The organism is Candidatus Paraluminiphilus aquimaris (assembly GCF_026230195.1).
Classification (GTDB): domain Bacteria; phylum Pseudomonadota; class Gammaproteobacteria; order Pseudomonadales; family Halieaceae; genus Luminiphilus; species Luminiphilus aquimaris.
The window spans coordinates 2,063,951-2,080,464 of record NZ_CP036501.1 but is presented as its reverse complement, the minus strand read 5'-3'; the positions used below and the strand labels follow the sequence as shown (position 1 = coordinate 2,080,464).

At 48.5% G+C, this 16,514-nt stretch carries 22 protein-coding genes; 7 read left to right on the top strand and 15 right to left on the bottom strand.

Going from position 1 to position 16,514, the window contains the following annotated elements:
* The first annotated feature begins 10 nt into the window (after positions 1–10).
* The 4 genes from E0F26_RS09580 (at position 11) to E0F26_RS09565 (ending at position 1,850) form a co-directional block, all read left to right on the top strand.
* A complete protein-coding gene (locus tag E0F26_RS09580) occupies positions 11–190 on the top strand; it encodes a helix-turn-helix transcriptional regulator (protein WP_279241437.1) in 180 nt (59 codons plus the stop codon).
* A gap of 88 nt (positions 191–278) precedes the next feature.
* Positions 279–455, top strand: a complete 177-nt coding sequence (locus E0F26_RS09575) for a hypothetical protein (protein ID WP_279241436.1) — start codon at positions 279–281, stop codon at positions 453–455.
* Entirely contained in the window at positions 443–856 is a 414-nt protein-coding gene (locus E0F26_RS09570; protein WP_279241435.1) for a CHC2 zinc finger domain-containing protein, read from the top strand. Before E0F26_RS09575 ends, E0F26_RS09570 begins: the two co-directional genes overlap by 13 nt.
* On the top strand, positions 846–1,850 hold the full coding sequence (locus tag E0F26_RS09565; protein WP_279241434.1) for an AAA family ATPase: 1,005 nt from the start codon (positions 846–848) through the stop codon (positions 1,848–1,850). The genes E0F26_RS09570 and E0F26_RS09565 overlap by 11 nt, the downstream gene beginning before the upstream one ends.
* Before the next feature lie 264 nt (positions 1,851–2,114).
* On the opposite strand, the gene E0F26_RS09560 is transcribed toward E0F26_RS09565, so the two are convergent.
* From E0F26_RS09560 to E0F26_RS09510, 11 genes are all read right to left on the bottom strand, one after another.
* A complete protein-coding gene (locus E0F26_RS09560) occupies positions 2,115–2,309 on the bottom strand; it encodes a hypothetical protein (RefSeq protein ID WP_279241433.1) in 195 nt (64 codons plus the stop codon).
* Positions 2,310–2,541: 232 nt separating this feature from the next.
* A complete protein-coding gene (locus tag E0F26_RS09555; RefSeq protein ID WP_279241432.1) occupies positions 2,542–3,417 on the bottom strand; it encodes a hypothetical protein in 876 nt (291 codons plus the stop codon).
* The gene (locus tag E0F26_RS09550) at positions 3,408–3,683 is read right to left on the bottom strand and encodes a hypothetical protein (protein WP_279241431.1); all 276 of its coding nucleotides are present in this window, start codon (positions 3,681–3,683) and stop codon (positions 3,408–3,410) included. Before E0F26_RS09550 ends, E0F26_RS09555 begins: the two co-directional genes overlap by 10 nt.
* A gap of 96 nt (positions 3,684–3,779) precedes the next feature.
* On the bottom strand, positions 3,780–4,832 hold the full coding sequence (locus E0F26_RS09545) for a S1C family serine protease (RefSeq protein ID WP_279241430.1): 1,053 nt from the start codon (positions 4,830–4,832) through the stop codon (positions 3,780–3,782).
* Between the two features lie 26 nt (positions 4,833–4,858).
* Positions 4,859–5,188, bottom strand: coding sequence for a hypothetical protein (locus E0F26_RS09540; protein ID WP_279241429.1), 330 nt, complete (start codon positions 5,186–5,188; stop codon positions 4,859–4,861).
* A 73-nt stretch (positions 5,189–5,261) separates the two neighbouring features.
* Entirely contained in the window at positions 5,262–5,630 is a 369-nt protein-coding gene (locus tag E0F26_RS09535; protein ID WP_279241428.1) for a hypothetical protein, read from the bottom strand.
* Between the two features lie 3 nt (positions 5,631–5,633).
* Complete coding sequence (locus E0F26_RS09530) at positions 5,634–5,942, bottom strand: hypothetical protein (protein ID WP_279241427.1); 309 nt, start codon at positions 5,940–5,942, stop codon at positions 5,634–5,636.
* Positions 5,939–7,162, bottom strand: a complete 1,224-nt coding sequence (locus E0F26_RS09525; RefSeq protein WP_279241426.1) for a hypothetical protein — start codon at positions 7,160–7,162, stop codon at positions 5,939–5,941. Before E0F26_RS09525 ends, E0F26_RS09530 begins: the two co-directional genes overlap by 4 nt.
* Before the next feature lie 44 nt (positions 7,163–7,206).
* Positions 7,207–7,620 (bottom strand): hypothetical protein, encoded by a 414-nt coding sequence (locus tag E0F26_RS09520; protein WP_279241425.1) that lies wholly within the window; start codon positions 7,618–7,620, stop codon positions 7,207–7,209.
* A gap of 83 nt (positions 7,621–7,703) precedes the next feature.
* Positions 7,704–7,877 (bottom strand): hypothetical protein, encoded by a 174-nt coding sequence (locus E0F26_RS09515; RefSeq protein ID WP_279241424.1) that lies wholly within the window; start codon positions 7,875–7,877, stop codon positions 7,704–7,706.
* Positions 7,877–8,443: a hypothetical protein gene (locus E0F26_RS09510; protein WP_279241423.1), complete on the bottom strand. Its 567-nt coding sequence runs from the start codon at positions 8,441–8,443 to the stop codon at positions 7,877–7,879. Before E0F26_RS09510 ends, E0F26_RS09515 begins: the two co-directional genes overlap by 1 nt.
* Positions 8,444–8,618: 175 nt before the next feature.
* Between E0F26_RS09510 and E0F26_RS09505 the strand changes: the two genes are divergently transcribed.
* The 3 genes from E0F26_RS09505 to E0F26_RS09500 all read left to right on the top strand — a co-directional run bounded on the left by E0F26_RS09505 (position 8,619) and on the right by E0F26_RS09500 (position 10,819).
* Positions 8,619–9,539: a tetratricopeptide repeat protein gene (locus tag E0F26_RS09505; RefSeq protein WP_279241422.1), complete on the top strand. Its 921-nt coding sequence runs from the start codon at positions 8,619–8,621 to the stop codon at positions 9,537–9,539.
* A gap of 191 nt (positions 9,540–9,730) precedes the next feature.
* Positions 9,731–10,330: a DUF4328 domain-containing protein gene (locus E0F26_RS12525; RefSeq protein ID WP_420887686.1), complete on the top strand. Its 600-nt coding sequence runs from the start codon at positions 9,731–9,733 to the stop codon at positions 10,328–10,330.
* A 6-nt stretch (positions 10,331–10,336) separates the two neighbouring features.
* Positions 10,337–10,819, top strand: a complete 483-nt coding sequence (locus tag E0F26_RS09500) for a hypothetical protein (protein WP_279241421.1) — start codon at positions 10,337–10,339, stop codon at positions 10,817–10,819.
* A gap of 62 nt (positions 10,820–10,881) precedes the next feature.
* Here the strand turns inward: E0F26_RS09500 and E0F26_RS09495 are convergent, their stop codons facing one another.
* The 4 genes from E0F26_RS09495 to E0F26_RS09480 all read right to left on the bottom strand — a co-directional run bounded on the left by E0F26_RS09495 (position 10,882) and on the right by E0F26_RS09480 (position 16,454).
* A complete protein-coding gene (locus E0F26_RS09495) occupies positions 10,882–11,202 on the bottom strand; it encodes a hypothetical protein (RefSeq protein WP_279241420.1) in 321 nt (106 codons plus the stop codon).
* 112 nt (positions 11,203–11,314) lie between these two features.
* Positions 11,315–11,596 (bottom strand): hypothetical protein, encoded by a 282-nt coding sequence (locus E0F26_RS09490; protein ID WP_279241419.1) that lies wholly within the window; start codon positions 11,594–11,596, stop codon positions 11,315–11,317.
* A gap of 532 nt (positions 11,597–12,128) precedes the next feature.
* Positions 12,129–13,442 (bottom strand): DUF1501 domain-containing protein, encoded by a 1,314-nt coding sequence (locus E0F26_RS09485; RefSeq protein ID WP_279241418.1) that lies wholly within the window; start codon positions 13,440–13,442, stop codon positions 12,129–12,131.
* A gap of 9 nt (positions 13,443–13,451) precedes the next feature.
* Positions 13,452–16,454: a carbohydrate-binding domain-containing protein gene (locus E0F26_RS09480; RefSeq protein ID WP_279241417.1), complete on the bottom strand. Its 3,003-nt coding sequence runs from the start codon at positions 16,452–16,454 to the stop codon at positions 13,452–13,454.
* Between the last annotated feature and the right edge of the window lie 60 nt (positions 16,455–16,514).

Genomic DNA, 16,514 nt, shown 5'->3' with positions numbered 1-16,514 from the left:
GGTAAATACCATGAAAAAGACGGTGCTGAGTACCAACGACATTGCCGACCAGTTCGGCATCTCTCGAGTAACGCTTTGGAAATGGCGTCAGAAGGGCTACATACCTGAGCCAACCTATCAGATGGGACAGCGCCCATATTGGGACGCAGAAGAGCTAAAAGAACACCTTAAGCAAAGAAACGTTCGATAACGTCCTCACTTAATGTGGGCGTCGTCCTTTGCTACACAAGCAAGCAAACCCGCACTTAGGTGGGGCTTTCTGATATCGGGAGGCTCCTATGAACTCTTTAGAAGAATTACGGCAAGACGCTGAGATGTGGAAACAGCGACTTGCTTCAGCCATCAAACACATTCCAACGCCTTGGAATCCAAGCGAAGAGGAGCGTGCGCGCATTCACTACCTTCAAGAACAGACTGCGATAGCAGTGAGGAGGTACCTCGAATGTCGTCAGTAGCCCAGTTATCCAATCTCGAGAGATTTAAGGAGCTTGGCGGAAATAGATATATCGCGTGTTGTCCAGCTCATGACGATAGGAACCCAAGTCTGTCTATTACGCAGGGCAAGGATAAGCTGCTGGTGCATTGCTTTGCGGGATGTACGCAAGCAGAAGTTATCAATGCGCTAGTCGCACTCGGGCTTTGGCACAAGAAATCTAACAAGAGTTCTATTCCTTACTCCTCTGATGAACTGACATACATGAGATTTTTTTGTCTTGCGTGGAATGGGTCAGTGCGGAACAAAAAAAACTTAGCGCGTGAGGATACGACTCAGATGGAAGCTTATCTGAGGGTACTCGCGGTTCATGCGCATGATTTCTACCTAGATGTAGTCGAGGACGCAACCAATGGCCTCTGACGACTATTCCTACCTACCAAACAAGGTTTCTCAGTTAGAGCCTAAACGAGACTGGAGGCGTTCAGTGGACAAGTTAACGGTGACTAATGAACAAGTCGAAGAGATATCAGACTCTCAACCCCTGTGGTGTGACAGCATATTTCATCAGAAGTCTCATGTTTGGGTGGCTCCTCCAAATGGAGGAAAGACCACGATAGCAACTTCAGCGGCGGCAGAACTAGCGAACGATGGCTATGAGGTTCTGTACTTCAATCTGGATGCTGGCGCCGCAGACTTGAAGCACTATCAGGGACTAGCAGAAAGTTCGGGATATCGCCTTATAGCGCCCTTAGAGGCGGGGACATCTGAAGCTGATTGCATAAGTGTCATTACACAGATGCTAGAAGACGACGACTTGTCAGATTGCGTGGTGTTTTTAGATACCCTCAAAAAGTTTACCGATGTTATTTCCAAACAAAACTCAAAGAAGTTTTATGCAAACGTCCGAGGTTTAACTATCCGCGGATGTACCGTTATTGCACTAGCTCACACAAACAAGCACCCCGACAGTGACGGCAAGTTGGTATACGAGGGTACGGGTGACTTGAAGGCTGATTTCGACATCATGATGATGCTTTATCCTTCAAAGACTGATACGGAACTCACAGTATCCACTGAGTTTGAGAAGGAGAGGGCGCTTGTAAAGCCTCAAACCTTCGTCATTGATTCGTCTCGGAGTGTCACGCTGAGTGGTGATTACACAAACACTCGTGAGCTTGAACATGTGCGAAGACAGGAAGCCAATGATTCTGAGGTTATCGATTTCATAAAAGACCTGATTTCTCTAAAGCCCATGAATCAAAGTGGCGTTATCGCAGCCTGTAAGGATGCGGGCATGGGTAATCGAAAACCAACGATGCGAGTGTTACGCGCCTACAGAAACAGACATTGGACTTGCGAGCGTGGCTTCCAAAATAACGAGTTGCGGTACATATCACTTGACCACTCCCCCTAACAAAGGGGCAAAGTGGCCAAAGTGGGTAAACCGCATGGATATTGGGTTTGTCCCGTTATATCGGTTGGTCAGGTTTGCCCTTTGCCCGCGAGGGCCAGCTTATTCTTAAATACATCCTAGGCGTGATGGATCACTGGTAGTAGAGACTTGTATTAAGGACTGACTTACTTTGTTGATTCTACGGCCTTTAGCGCCATGGGATTGGAGGAGGCGTTAGGCGATTTGTTTGATCTGGTTTGAGTGTTCCGCGGTGTCTCGTTACGCTCAATCCTCTTTCTTATCCCCAAATAGAACCGCAATCAGAAGGAAAGAGGCGATAAGGGCAAGCCACATCATGGTTTCTTGCCACACCTCATCAACCCGGAGGCGCCAAAACATTGGTCTGGTAAAAACAGTAAAAAACGCCGCAACCAAGGCGAACTTTTGAATGGCGTTCAGTGCTTTCAATTTTTCTAACATACAGCTCACCTCAAAATTGGATAACCGTTTTTGTAATAGTTAAGCGCTTCTTCTACCTCTGTGCCAGGAATTAGGTCAAGAGTGTCAATTGGAACTAATCCGTCTGACATAACTTCGTAAGCCTTCTCTCCAGCTATTGCTCCTAAGTCTCGGTCATGCGTTTGATACAGGGGTTGCCGTTCGTCTTCAAATTATCCAGCGTAATGAAGTTGAAAAGCATACCAGATGCGAGCTAGTAGCAATTCTCGAGATTCAACTTCGGCCTTTGGAATTCTGCTGATTCAACGGACGTGCATAGTAACCAGTCACCAGCCCTGCCTACAATCTGGCTATCCGGCACCACCACCTGCATTGTCCCGCCGACTGGGAATAGCGAGTTTTGTGAACTAAAAGCCGTCCATGAATACTGAGGAACGGTAGGACAAACTATATTTTGCCAAGAGTCATATTCACCACGCTGAGTCATGTATTGAAAGCGGAGTTTCAGAGAAGAAACGGGAAATCCCGAGAGGTTGGTTACTTTAACCACAGGTCTGTCTGTCTGGAAAAGCTTGTTACTGACCATTGTTCGCTTGGTAACTATAATATTCTTGGTGGCCGTTTGCTGTTCGCGTGCGAAATATTGGCGCTTTTTATCATTAAGCTTTAGACATTCTTGTCTTCTCCATTCACGCTCCTCAGCCAGAGCTGCGGCTACCTCACGTCGTTGTCGATCTTGTTCCTCCCTCAGCTCAAGCTCCCTTAACCTAGCCTCCTCTTCCGCTAATCGACTTTTTTCAACCTCTTTAGCGTGCGCTTCCACAGCACTTCTAATCTCTATCCAGTTGGTCGCTGAAGGAACTGGAGTGGGGATTGCAAAACTGAGACCAGACATTTCATCTACGTATATGTAACCGTCCCCTAATGAATCTCTCCTTGCGGGATACTGGTCAGCACATGACGCGAGTAGAGCATCAAGTGCCTCACTAAATGCGGCATTTGTCCCCGCCATCTCCGAACAAGATTCGTAGTCAAAATGATTTCTATTTTCCAGAGCGGCCATCCATACCGCGCTAGAAAGCATCACCCCAAAGCAAAAGAAGATAAGCCTGCTCATGTTTATTGACATAACTTCGTTAGCCTTCTCTCCAGCTGCTGTTCCTGAGCTTCCGTCATGCGTTCACCATAGGCATTACGATGTGCCTTCATGAACTCGAGCTTCAGTTCGGACAGGCTTATAAGTCCACTATGGAAGCCAGCGGCCATAAAGCCATTTAGCCAGCGACGGTCAACCTGGTTCGCTGAGGCTGACTGAAGGAGTAGGTGTTTCTTGAGCTTGTGCTTGAGGCTTACACGGTAGGCTTTCTGGCTTTTGATATAGCTTTGAGTTGGCATCTTGGGATTCTATCAATACTTACGATAAGCGTGCGCTGGCACCCACCAAGAATTCCGCATATACATTGGTCGGACCATCCTTTCTTCTCAAAGACGCTAATCTTTTATCGCTATAACTCTTACAACTGAATTTTCAATTGCACTAACTATCTCACTGAAATCGTTGGTCTGCCTCGGCTGTGAGGATTTTGAAATCTCCAAGTCGGAAATAATAGGGAGGGCATAATCAGCCTTCACCGCATAATTTACGCTTTGAGGTAGCGAGCCTGTCTCTCTCAAAGTAGCCGTGAACTTGAGTGTTGCAGCTATGATGCCAACTACTTCGCCTCTCTTGTTAATCAGAGGTCCGCCACTGTTCCCAGGCTGGATAGGAATATCTATTTGAAGGTATCGGAAATCGTCCTGAATTCCAGATTTCGCGTTTACTCGACCAAACGTGGCTTTTTGATTTTGACCTTGTAGATCCACCAAGGGGTAACCGAGCGTCATAACCTCATCACCGCGCATTAGCCCTTCAGTGTACGAAAATGAAACAAAGGGGAAGTCTGTATCCGCAACGACCTTTAGGACAGCAATATCATTTGCTTCGTCTTCTCTGAAGAGGCTGGCCTCTAGGTTTTGACCGGACTCAAGTACCACAATTATTCGATCCGCTCTGTCGACAACGTGTTGGCTCGTCAACAGGTAGCCAGATTTAGTGATGAAGAATCCGGTCCCGGAAGAGGAGGCTTCCTCTGGCGACTCTGGTTTTTCTGCTGAACTTCCGCCCGAGGGCAACGACGCAATCTCCCTTGAGACGTCACCTTGCCCATACCTGTCTACTCTGGCGCCCTTGAGCCTGACAAAGTATTTATCAACCTTAGACCTACATTCATCAACACGAAAAACAGCTGTAATTGCGATCGTGTAGAGTCCCCCTACGGCGCACACAGTCTGCATCGTCGCGGGCGGCGCCTCGCTTAGCGAGTACTCTAGGTACTCGTACGGCTCCACTGCTAACTCACTTTCAGGCTGTCCAAGAAGCTGATAAACCTCAAACTTACTCATCCCTACCGTAAGAGATCCCATTCGCTTTGCCGTATTTGCGCAACCCACGACGAGTACCGTAAGCACAAGTACGAGTAACCGACTCAATTTAATTCGCTTCACATTCAAACCCCATCATCGCTGACTCACTAGGGTGACACTGCTTCTATTTCGCAGTTAGCGTAATCTGTTACCTCTGAGGCGAAAACACTTGCTGCTTCCGCAAACTCCCACGCCTTTTCAGAGTAATCACGCAACTCGTCCACATACGCTTCCAACTCATCAAAGTAGTTCTGTAGTTCCCACGATTCGCATGTGTGCGTACCTGAGAACTCATAACCAGAAAAACAAAAAGGGACACTAGGTTTAGAAAAGCTAAGTGGCGGGGAGGGTTCTGATTCATACATCGTAGGTTGAAAACAAAACGCTTGTGCGGATGCACTGAACAAAAGAATCATTAATCCGCTAAACAATTTCATTTCTGTCTCCTCCGGTCCCAAGGCGCCAAAGTATCTTCCTCAGCCCATAAAATACGCTTCTTCTGATCTACCCTTATTTTTTGCATTCGCCGTAATACTGCGACGGAATAAGATCACCAAACATCATGGTGTTGCGACTATGAACCGCCTTGCCGTCTTCAGCGATAGTAGTGACCATTACATTTCCAGTATCTGAGAACTCTATAAATGATCGACCGAAAGCCGCGGGAATATGGGCTAGCTTTGCCAGCCCTTGGCTACCTACGATGTAAGCATCCTTAGTAACCGAGTCTAATTGGATCGTAAATCGAAAGTCTTCAGTGCCACCGCCATTTGGTCCTTCGTATCTGTCAAAGCTGCATTGGTAAGTAATCACCTCTGCATTCACCATATCGGCTGATATGAATGACAGTATTAAGATAAGAATACTCAGATTCTTCATATATCAGCCCTTCTCGAGTCCCGCCGCTATCAACTTCTGGTATTCATCTTCATTAATTAAACGAATACCATCGTCTCCATCAGGTACCATATACCCAAGTTCAACATTATCCATTCGCCCAAAGCCACACCAAGGATGCTCCTCTTCGGTTAGTAGCTGCCACTCCTGCCCAAAAGCTACAGCGTCATAAGACTGATTTGCGGCATATGAATCTGAGCGGCTCAAGAGACCTGCTTCGGTGGCAACAGTGGCCGCGACTGCTGAATAGCAGACAAAAAACAAGGTTTTGTATGGAGGGTCGTAATTAGTCATCGCTCTGTTGCAATCCCATAAAGCTCGGCAGCTGCGCCACCTGTAACAACCCAGCCGTCATCAGCGCTGCAGTACCACATGGTTCTCTCAAATAACCGGTCGCCAGTTTCTTTGTCAGTCATTGAGATGTAGTAGTCGTTCAACTCAGCAAGAGCCTCTTCGCCGACATCACAGTCAATGTCTTGTCGCCCGTATTCATTTTTTCCTGAGAAATACGGCGCGTGGAACATAATTTTTCCCTTGTCTTCTATACTCCGATTGGCGCCCCCTAAGAAAGCTACTGCACAGCTGGAAGCGCATACCTTTTCGTCCTTGATCACAGCTCGGACATTGTATTTTTTAAAGGTTCTTCCAAGCTCATATCCGTCACGTAAAAATCCCCCACCGGAACTCAGCTGTGCTTCTATTTGTTTGACCAACGTACCTTCGGCATCACGACATGACTCCATTTCTTCCAGTAATCTATTCATAGCAAAGCTGCTATCAGGACCAATTTGGCCCTCAAGAATAAGCGTTTGATTGGCTCCAGACGCACACCTTAGATCTTCCTTAGAAATGGTGGTTATTCTCAACAAATCGATGTTGTAGACTTCCTCAACGGCTTTACCTTCAACGGACAAGCTGGATGTTTTATTTGAGGAAATGGTGCTGCAATCATTCTTGCTAAAGCCATTGCTTGCCAGTTCGACCTCAAGGCCCTCATTGGTTTGTCTATGTTTCCTCAAGTCAGCAAAGGAGAGATTGTCGATCTCATCTACGAATGCTGCGCAAGTGCGCTGCAAGTAGTTTTCAATAATTTGTTCACAAATATTAGGAGATAGCTTTCTCTCTATCAGTTCATCCATAAGTTGATCCGGAGTTTCCAGAAAGCTGAAATACCCTGAGCATAAATTGACGCTGGACAGCTTCTCAAAGTCTTGGTCGTCTTTTCGATAAGACACCAGTTTTCGGTCCAAAGCGGACTGGGTCAAATAGGCGGCTCGGTCTAAGTGCTGATAGTCCTTTGGCGCTCTTATACCCGCGCAAGCTTCTTTCGCGCCTCGTCGTGCTAACTCTTTATGCACGGGAATAAGGTTGCTCGAATGCTCGTCGGCCAGGACGCAAAGAGACCTGATATCCAGTGCGGTCATGTCGTAAACGTTTTGCGCCTGTGCTGGAGTATTTATCCATAAAATATGGAATAGAAATATGTACCATCGTGTTGTGTTCAAAACATTCACAGACTTACCCTAATTCCTCATCAACAAAATGCGGGTCCCAGCGATCAATTCTTGATCTCACCCATGCACCGTTTTAACCAGAAAGCTTCAGCCTCTTTTACCCAAAAGCTAGCGTCATCTATGTCCTCTGGTTCAAACTGCTCAAACGCGATCTCGCTGAAAGCATCGCAAGATTCGCGGGGTGAGGACACTATTATCTCTGCTTCGAATGCGCGTTGCATTATCTGATACTGCTGAAGCCCTTCGTCGGTGACCCCTAGCGCACCATTCAATGAGCATTGAGATGAAACCTCAGCGCGAGACCTATTTTCCATACGCAATTGAATGACATTACTAAACTGTCTCGACTGAATGATGCAGAGGCTTATTGGGACTACGCTGTCGCCATCTTGGACAGTTTGTGCGGTGCCTTCAGCGCTCAATAGGGCCGAAAACACTAGGACGAATAAATGTCTCATTAACCAACTCCGTTCACAGAGTTAGGTTAGCTCAAGAAGTTTCCTTTTTTTAGGTCGAGGGGGCTTTTGTGACGAGGGTGACGCTATTGCTCCGTAATAACTCCCTTGTCCAACAGCATAACCTGAGTAGCCGCATCAGCAGCTTCTTCAAGCCTTTTGTACCACTCGGTGTGTTGAGCCTCTGGCATAGCGTCTAACACATCTAAGGCTGACCAGAGGTCTTCCGTGAGGACTGTGATTGATGCCGTACCATTCATTATTTGAGTTTCTCGATGGTGAAGCGAACCAGGTTTTCCGACGCTTCGATAACTGTAAGCATGTGGCCCTCGATTATCAGCGGTTCACTCGAGTCTGGGGTAACCCTCAAAAGAGTTTGACTGGTTCCTGATATTTGGTCAGTCGGCGCCGAAGCCGGAATTACGGTGGGTGGTACGGAAGACCTAAGTGTTCCGTAAATAGGTTGGCCATTTAAGGAGCCAGTTATTGTTGAAGTGCTTGTATTAGGTATGACAATTGGAGAAGAGTTCATCGTGGTTTTTTCTGAGGCAATGCCAATGTCCCGCCGCAAGAACGATGCCTTTCCATCTAAAACGCCGTCGTAGGTAAGATAAGTAACTCCAGTCGCACGCTTACGTCCATACATATCAGCCTTCCCGAAGACGTTGGGCATGGACTCTTCCTTTTTCACCTCAAGAATCGTGTCTCCAACCCCTGCGACCATTACGCCACCAATTTCGACACCTCCCGTGAGGACCCTCTGTGACTGCTGGATAGAGCCACATGCTGCGATAAAGGCTAGGGCTAGCAGGGTAATAGTGCGCATTTGTAATCCCGGGTAACTTTTTGGCTGGTTAACTAGTCAAACTCAGCGGGCTTCAACCATCAAATCTGAGTGTCGCAATTGACACGCTGGAGTTATCTTTTCAGATGAAGCCGCGTGACTTTATACATTCGGCTTTACTACACTGACCCAAACGTTGATGTTTGAATTGTGTGGCATGAAAAAATCAGCGCTGTTCCTCCTGGCCGTATTGTCTTTAAAGGTTAACGCTAGCTTCGAAGACGCGAGAGAGCTTTACCTTTCGGGGGACAAAGCTGGCAGCTTTCTTCTTTTTGAGGAAGCGAGTCAGCGGGGAGACGCAAATGCTCAGTTTTTCCTTGGATGGATACATCTACTAGGAGCAACCCCTTCAGGCGCCAAAGACTACTATAAAGCTGCACTTTGGTTGGAAAAGGCTTCCAAACAGGGTGTTCCAGAGGCGCAGTATTGGTTGGCAAAAATGTATATAGAGGGGCTTGGCGTAGAGCGAAGCTACACTGAGGCAGCACACTTGATGAAGTTGTCAGCCGATCAAAAATATACGGACGCGCAGGCCGAATATGGCTTGCTACTCGCCCATGGAAGAGGCGTTTCGAGAGACCAAGCATTAGCGATTGAATACTGGCTTCCAGCAGCGGCGTCTGGAAATCTGGATGCCCAATTCAGTCTTGGATTGGCTTATGACGAGGCAATGGGGACAAAGCGTGATTATAAGCAGGCTTTAAAGTGGTATGCCAAAGCGGCTGAGCAGGGCGATGCTCAAGCTCAAGTAAATCTTGCAATCATGTATCAGCAGGGTAATGGGGTTATTCAGGATTACTCGCGAGCAGCGGGTTTATACCTCGAGGCAGCCGAAAGCGGTTTGGCTGACGCTCAATATTCAATTGGTTTGTACTATCACCAAGGACGGGCTTTCGCGCGTGACGACGTCATGGCACATATGTGGCTCAATATTGCTAGTGCTAATGGTCAATCGGTTGCGTCTGAGGCAAGAGAAATTATTGAGGGCGAGATGACTAGGCAGGAAATTTTGTTAGCCCAACGCCTCGCGCGACAATGTGTTGAAAATAACTACAAAAACTGTGGTGAGGGGAAGTAAGTAAATGCTCGATTATGCGTCAGGGTTGGCCTCAGGAAATGTGGGGTACTGGTTGTGGCTGATTGGCACCTTAATTGTGTTTGGTGTACTTGCGTTACGGAATGGTTCCGACGATTAAAGGCAAGATTAATCATCGTATTTGAGTGTATTCTGACGCAGGACAGTAATCTCAGGTGGGGGTAAATAACTAGATGTTGGGAAGAGAAACCAGAGATACGACTTACCTGCTTTACGGGGTAATCGCCGTAAGCCTTATAAATATTGTTCTTGACTATTCAATAGCAGATCGAGCCACAAAATATACTGACCATGCCTCGCTTATCTCTCTTAAAGATAGCTTCGCACCTGTCTACGCGATTTTCCTATTCACTAGTTTTGCGATTGTGGCTAGGTGGATATACCTCGCGGCAAAAACAAATCGAGATGCAGGTATTGAGGGGTTGAATTACAGCCCAGTCTCAAGTGTGGCGTGGTTTTTTGTGCCTGTAATGAATCTCTGGAAACCTTATTTCGCAGTCAAGGAGCAGTATTTAGCCAGACTTAAGTGCGATAGCTTCCCTTCGATGAACTCGAAGACAACCTTTCACCTATGGTGGTTTGCTTTCCTTGGCTCAAACTTACTAGCGAATATCGCTGGCAGAGCCATGCTTCCGAGATATTCCGAGACGTACTCCTCCGGCGAGATACTAGTCACGTACTCTCTTTTTAGCATTGCGGCTGACATTGCGCAGATTCTAAGTTGCTTGGCTCTGATTAAGATTATGAGGCAGTTCACAGCTGGCCAGGAGTAATGCTGAATGAATGAGCGGTTAAGCAACCTAATATCTTTGGGCGGCTTCCTATGCTTATTAGTTATCTTAGCCACGGTGCCATTCATTGTTGTTGAGGCCATAAAAGAGCATCCAGAGAAAGTCGTGCGCATACCTTGCAACCTGATCGGCTATAAAGGTTACCAGCGAGACACCGAATTGATAGGTGAGTTAGGAGTCGAGTTAAATTTTAAGAAGTGCGAAGGTTACGGTGGGTACGTCAACATATGGCGTTTTAAAGGAGATATCACCATAGCTTACAGTGACTCCTATGGTGGTTACTCGCGGCGTGATTTCGCGGAGATGAATAGTGATTACAGCTATGTGAATCTTCGTGCTTTTGAGAGCCAGTTTTTGATATTCGGAGGTTCGTGGATCGCCGCATTTATCTTGAACTATTTATTGGTGGGACAAGCGAGACTTTTACCGTGGCGGCGAGTGAAGGCTATAGAGGAAGACAGCGTCTCATGATTAGATTGTTTCGTCGAAGTCTCTTCTGACTTCCGCATAGCGTGCCTCTGCGGCCTTCATATTTAAGCCATGGCACCACTTTTAGGTCCGATAAACGCCAGCACCAAGCCAAGAGTGCAACAAACTGCGAAAATTATTCGAGCCGCTAATTCCTCGCGGGACTCCGTCAGTGAACTGTCTGACTCGACATCTCTCACGGTTCTATACATCAGGTAAGCAAAGGCATAAATCGATATGCCTCCTAATGCATGAGCCAACTCCGCGTCCAGAAAACCAAAGGGCGAAAAGGCCACACTCAAGGAGCCAACGGTTTGCTCCCACAGCGTGCCAAGGAAGAGGATTAATCCATCAATAACGTCACTTAAAAGCTCTCTAACCGTCACTCTGATTCCTAAAGCTTGATAGACAGCAACTGTCAACGTCCCAGATACTATCTGCAAACCACTTTTTTAGCTCTAGTCCGATGCGGCAAATGTCACGTTGAATAGTATGTCGCTAGCTCGGCCCTGTCAGCTCGATCACCATCGGCGGCAGTTCTGCTATCGATCTCTCTTCACTTGCAGCTGGCTTGCCATAAGCTCGGTCGAGTAGGGCGTTAGCGGCTGAGACTCTAGCGGCATCTGTACGACCGTTTTTGGCGACATCCACGAGTGTTTGTAGTGCTTCTTCGGAATAAGTCTTGGCAAGCTCTGAGAGGCGCTGATACTGCTCAGGAGAGGATTTGTTGGTGGAGCCTGATGGACGTCCTGCTCCTTCTCGAAAGCCACCACGAGCCATGTTGAACCTCTGCAGAAATCAAAATTAAATTCAAAAGTGTTCGCAGGTAAGTATAACAAGCTACTGATTTATATGGAAAAACTAGGTATCTGGCTGGCTAAGAAAGCTCGGTCGGCTAAGCTCAGGTCTTTGTCACGTTTGTCGCTGGAAAGTAGCAAGTTACTCCTAACTCACTTACGTTTTTTTGTGAAAATGAAAGTGTCTTAAAATCAGTGACTTATGAATCTTTGGCTGTATCAGCTAACTCGGCATGGTGGGCAAAATGGTGGTCAAATATCGAATAAATAGCTTGGATACTGGGTTCAAGTGATACCTCCTTCTCCGCCAATACAGCAGAAGGGACTCAATGAGTCCCTTTTTTATTGTTTTGGAGAGGGGTTTGCTGAGAATCGCTTGACCCGACCCAATGCGAATCAAGGATCATTTGCCTTTGAGCGATGTTGTTGGCGTCCGTCCCGGGGTGAAAGCCGCTTTGGGGGCCATTAAGTGTTATCTCTCCTTTCACGCCGATCTTTCAAGTCGGAGCTGAAAGCTACCCCGTCCACTTATTTGGGTTGAATAGATCAATATCCTCAGTTGCTGCGAAGGCCAGTCGCTCTTGCTGCGCAAGGTATTCGACGCCTAGGTAACGACGCAGTGCCTTGTGAACATGTTTTGGATACATGAGGATGCCGTTGTCAGGATCTTCCTTGAGTGTGGACGGGTTTACTTTGAGTGCGTTGTGGAGCCCATCGGTGACCCCGACGACGCGGTTGCCCCAAACTGGCGACTCTTCCATAACGATGTAGCTTCCAATGGGCCAATGATCTTTCCCATTTTCAGCGTTGTAAAAATTAGTTCGCCCAAAATCAGATCCGACCACCAAAGTAATACGATCTGAGATGCCTAACTCACCGGCGAAGTTCCAGAAGTAGTCAATGGCGTCCGCAACGTGGTTGTAAAGTGCCTCGTGCTGTAAATCATGTTCGTTGTGTGTGTCGAAGCCGTGGCACATTAAGTCACAAGAGACCCCTACACCCGCCTTGAATGTCAGCAAAGAGAGCTGTATCTGACGCATAAGGTCACTCTCAAAATTCACATAGGGCAGTACCACATTGGGCTGAAAAGCGTCACTTGCCGGGATAATGCTTTTTAGACGGTCCAGGGCGTCCCTGTTAGTTCGCGCGCTTAGGTAAGCGTTCGCGTTAGCTCGCTGTCGGGGTGTGAGCGAATTTTTTGCGAGCTTTCGCTTTAGTGCTTCTTGTTGATAGCGCTGTACTCGTGAGATGTCTGAGGTCCGTCGCAGTGTTCTACTGCTGTCCCAGGGGACCGCCCCTGGGTCGAGAAGATCAACCAGTGCGTTGTGGTCGTTGAGTCGACTAAATCGAATCAGGTCAGCCGTTGCAGAGAACCCCCCATTGTTGACGTAAGCGAGCGGGAGATCAGGTGCCTTTGCCGCAGCGAACAGTGCAGTCAAGGTTGGTAAGCCTGCGGCATTTCGTCCAGACCAGTTGTGAAGAACCCCTGTTGTATGGGAGTTAGTTTGTGCATCAACACCGTTAATCACTAACATTTTTTGGTGATGGTTTTCAAAAAGTCGCTGATTACTGGCTACCGGCGCATATTGAATACGACCTGCCGTTTGAACGTCAGATTCGTTCGCCCACTTGTTGATGTCGGGCTCTCCCGGCGTATTCACTTTGGGGTCGCACAGTTGTGTCACATCCCATCCACCATCCATTTGCATGACCACTAAGAAGCGGCCCTCGTACTCCTCAGGCGCAGCCCAGACCCGATTCGAGAGCGATGAAAAGCCCGCGAGCGTCGCAGAGGCGGCCATTGATTGGAGGAAAATACGTCGTTTCATCGGCCTAACCTATTCATGCAAATAGTCGAAGTGAGTGAGGTAGTAGTGCATGACTGAAGTCCAGGCGTAAATCATTTGTTGTGGGTCGAGCCCCAGACCTGACTCCCAGTCCGATTGATTAATATCTCTCGGAAATAGACACTCCTCCGACGGGCTGCTCCAGGCATGACTGTTGTCAGTGTGCGTCTTGCGCTCTTGCCAGGTTTCGAGGAGTAACTGATAGACAGCCTCCACTTCAGGGTCTGATCGCGAGACGGTCTCTCCTAGCATGAGCTGATGGAAGTGCTGTATCTGTGCCTTGATGGCCTCACTGCCTACGGTTTGATCTGCGACGTTTGTGGCTCCAACCGTTGCAGTCATATTGGCGGGGATACCGTCACCATAGTCGCTGCCCCAGGCGATGATTCTAAAACGATAGTCGCCAGCGGTGGCCACATTCACGTTGAATGAGACGTAGCCCGTTCCCCATAGATTCCAAGCGACAGGTGTCCATGAACCATCTAGATCGACATATTCTACGCCGCCCATTGCGGTGCCATCACCATAGATCGTTTGAGAGAATCCGGTGGTGTTTTGGAAGTCTTCGCCTTCAATCACAGTAACCAGCTGGTTATCTCTGTAGATTTCGACAGCGTCGACGTACAAGTTTCGGTCATTTCCACTGCCTTCGTCATAGGCGTCGTTGTTGAAACGAATACGGAGCTCTTTGGTTCCTGCAGAGAGGGGGAGGTCGATTTCATGCGCACCTCTGTCAAGGTAGGCACCAGTGGTGACGTCAACGCTTAGTGCTTTCTCGCTTAATGGGGTGGTTGATGCCTCTACCATGTTGAAGAGGCGTCGATCGCTCAGCTTTTCGTTGTCGTGAAAATCCAAAGCGGTCACCCCACAGGCAAGTGAGAGGGCCTGGCGCTCTGCAACATTGGCCATGAGAGGGGTTAGCTGGCGGCCTCTTTCTTTGATGCCAATTGAATCAATGCCACCGTAATACAGGCGGAATCGATCGTGAAGTGCCGTATAGAAGCCCTTCACATTACCGAGCCAATCATCCTCCCATTTGTCCCATTTGTAGCCAAGTATGGCCTCGTTTTTGGCGTCTAACTCTTCGGGTGTGAGTAAACGGTCAACCCCAAGGTCCGCAAGCTCGACCGATCGATCGGATGCTTCGGGCGTCGCGGCTTTTGCTCTGAACCACGGCGATAGAATCATATCCGTCATCAACTCGCGTGCATTGAGGTTATTGCTTCGAAATCGACTTGCAAGTGTTGATATCTGTAGCTCCTGAGCACGGAAAGCATTACGTCGCGCTTGGTAGTCGGCATCAGTTTCTACCTCGGGTGCGATGAGGGCTTCGGCACCCATTAAGGCGGGCCACCAAAACTTTACCGCCGCGATAGCAAATCTCGAGTCATTGACCATTTGCTCAGCGAGCCAGCTCAAGCTGTCGTCAACTCGGTCACTAGGCTGTACCGCATTGTCTATCCCAGGAGGCTTCATATCCCGGAACCAGGTGTCGCCCTCGCGGTACAACGTCGGCTCTGCAATATCAAACCATTCTGGGTATTTGTAGGTGTCGGGTAGTGAATCTAAACCACCCCATTTATCGCGATAGAAGCCTTCATTCCCATAATTTTGGTAGGCCCCTGCCACGGGATCCAAGCGATCATGACAAACCGTACACGCGGGGTTCTTCAGGGTGGGATTGTCCGTGTCAGCAAGGGCTACAGGGTCGGTTGTTCTCGGCGCAGAGGTTTCAATGTCGATCCCTAAAAAATGATAGAACGTCCAACGCGCTCTCGCGCGATTGCGATTCGTTTCGGTGGTGGGGTATCGATGTAGCCATGTTAAATCGTTGAGAACACCGGCATGGGGGTAATCTATGAATCCGCTGTGTTCGAGTACGCGGGTGCCAAAACCGGGCACGCTCTCGCTGAAATATTGATCGTCGTAGGCGACAGACCCCCGATTTTGCCCCGGAGCGAAGATTTTAGGGTCGTCGAATGAACCTACCTCAACATCGCTCCTGAAGACTTGTGAGGTAAACCAATTCACCATGGTGTAGTCAGCGGTTAACACTTCACTGTACGGTCGATCATTCTCAATCACATGGGCAATCAGCTCGAGTGGCGCCCGCGCTATGCCAGTTCGATAGCCCCAAATCGCACCTTCTAACTCCCACAGCGTTTCGCCCATGGGGTAGCGATCACCCGCTAAGCCATTTAAGTCAGAGACCTCGGAGAAAGAGCCATTGACGAAGGCGTCAGTGTGAAGTCGGTCGTTGGCGCCGCGAATGAGAAAATCGTGAAATCCCTCACCCTGCATAAGGCCTAGGACGGCTGACCGAAGACCCTCTTCACCGGACTGGGCGAGTGTCAGTTCCGATTCAAGGGGTAGTCTTCCCGCAAGAATAAGGGCGGCGCGGCGTAATGTCTCTTTTGCATCAGTGAGCAGGACCTCCTTAAAAAATAGGTCTTCGGAAGTACTCCCACTGCCGTCTCCCTCGGCTACCAAAAGCGACACAAGCTCCGCTAGCGCTTCGTATCCGTCACTCCCCACCGAAAGCTGCACACCACCCCCGTGACTTAGCCCTCCGGTCACTTTTGTGAGAAGTGTTTCACCGCCATCGTTGCGTAGTCGCAAATAGCTGCGAATCGCTTCTAAGTTTTCATCCTCGGCGCCAGAGGAAAAAACGAGATCGCTGGATGACGCAAAACCATTCATGACATGACAGCCAAGACAAATCGCCTCCACAACTTGGGTTTGCACAGTAGAGGCGTAGTAGTCCGCTGCGGCGTTAGGATTCGGTAAGGATGGCTCTTCTGAGCTCCCGGAGTCCCGCAGCAGCATGTAAATAATCGCGATTTGCTCGCGGGTAAGCTGCGTAGCTGATGCCTCTGCTATAGGGGTGCTTGTGCCGACAAATAAAACCGATAGCAGCGTGAGAGCGCTTAGCGCTTGTGACGCAATGTCAGCACTCCAGGAGATTACTGTTCTCGCCGATTGCGTAATCTTCATTCACTGTCCAACACGAATGCATTTGGGTTCAACGAGGAAGATATCGCAGGTGCAACAAAG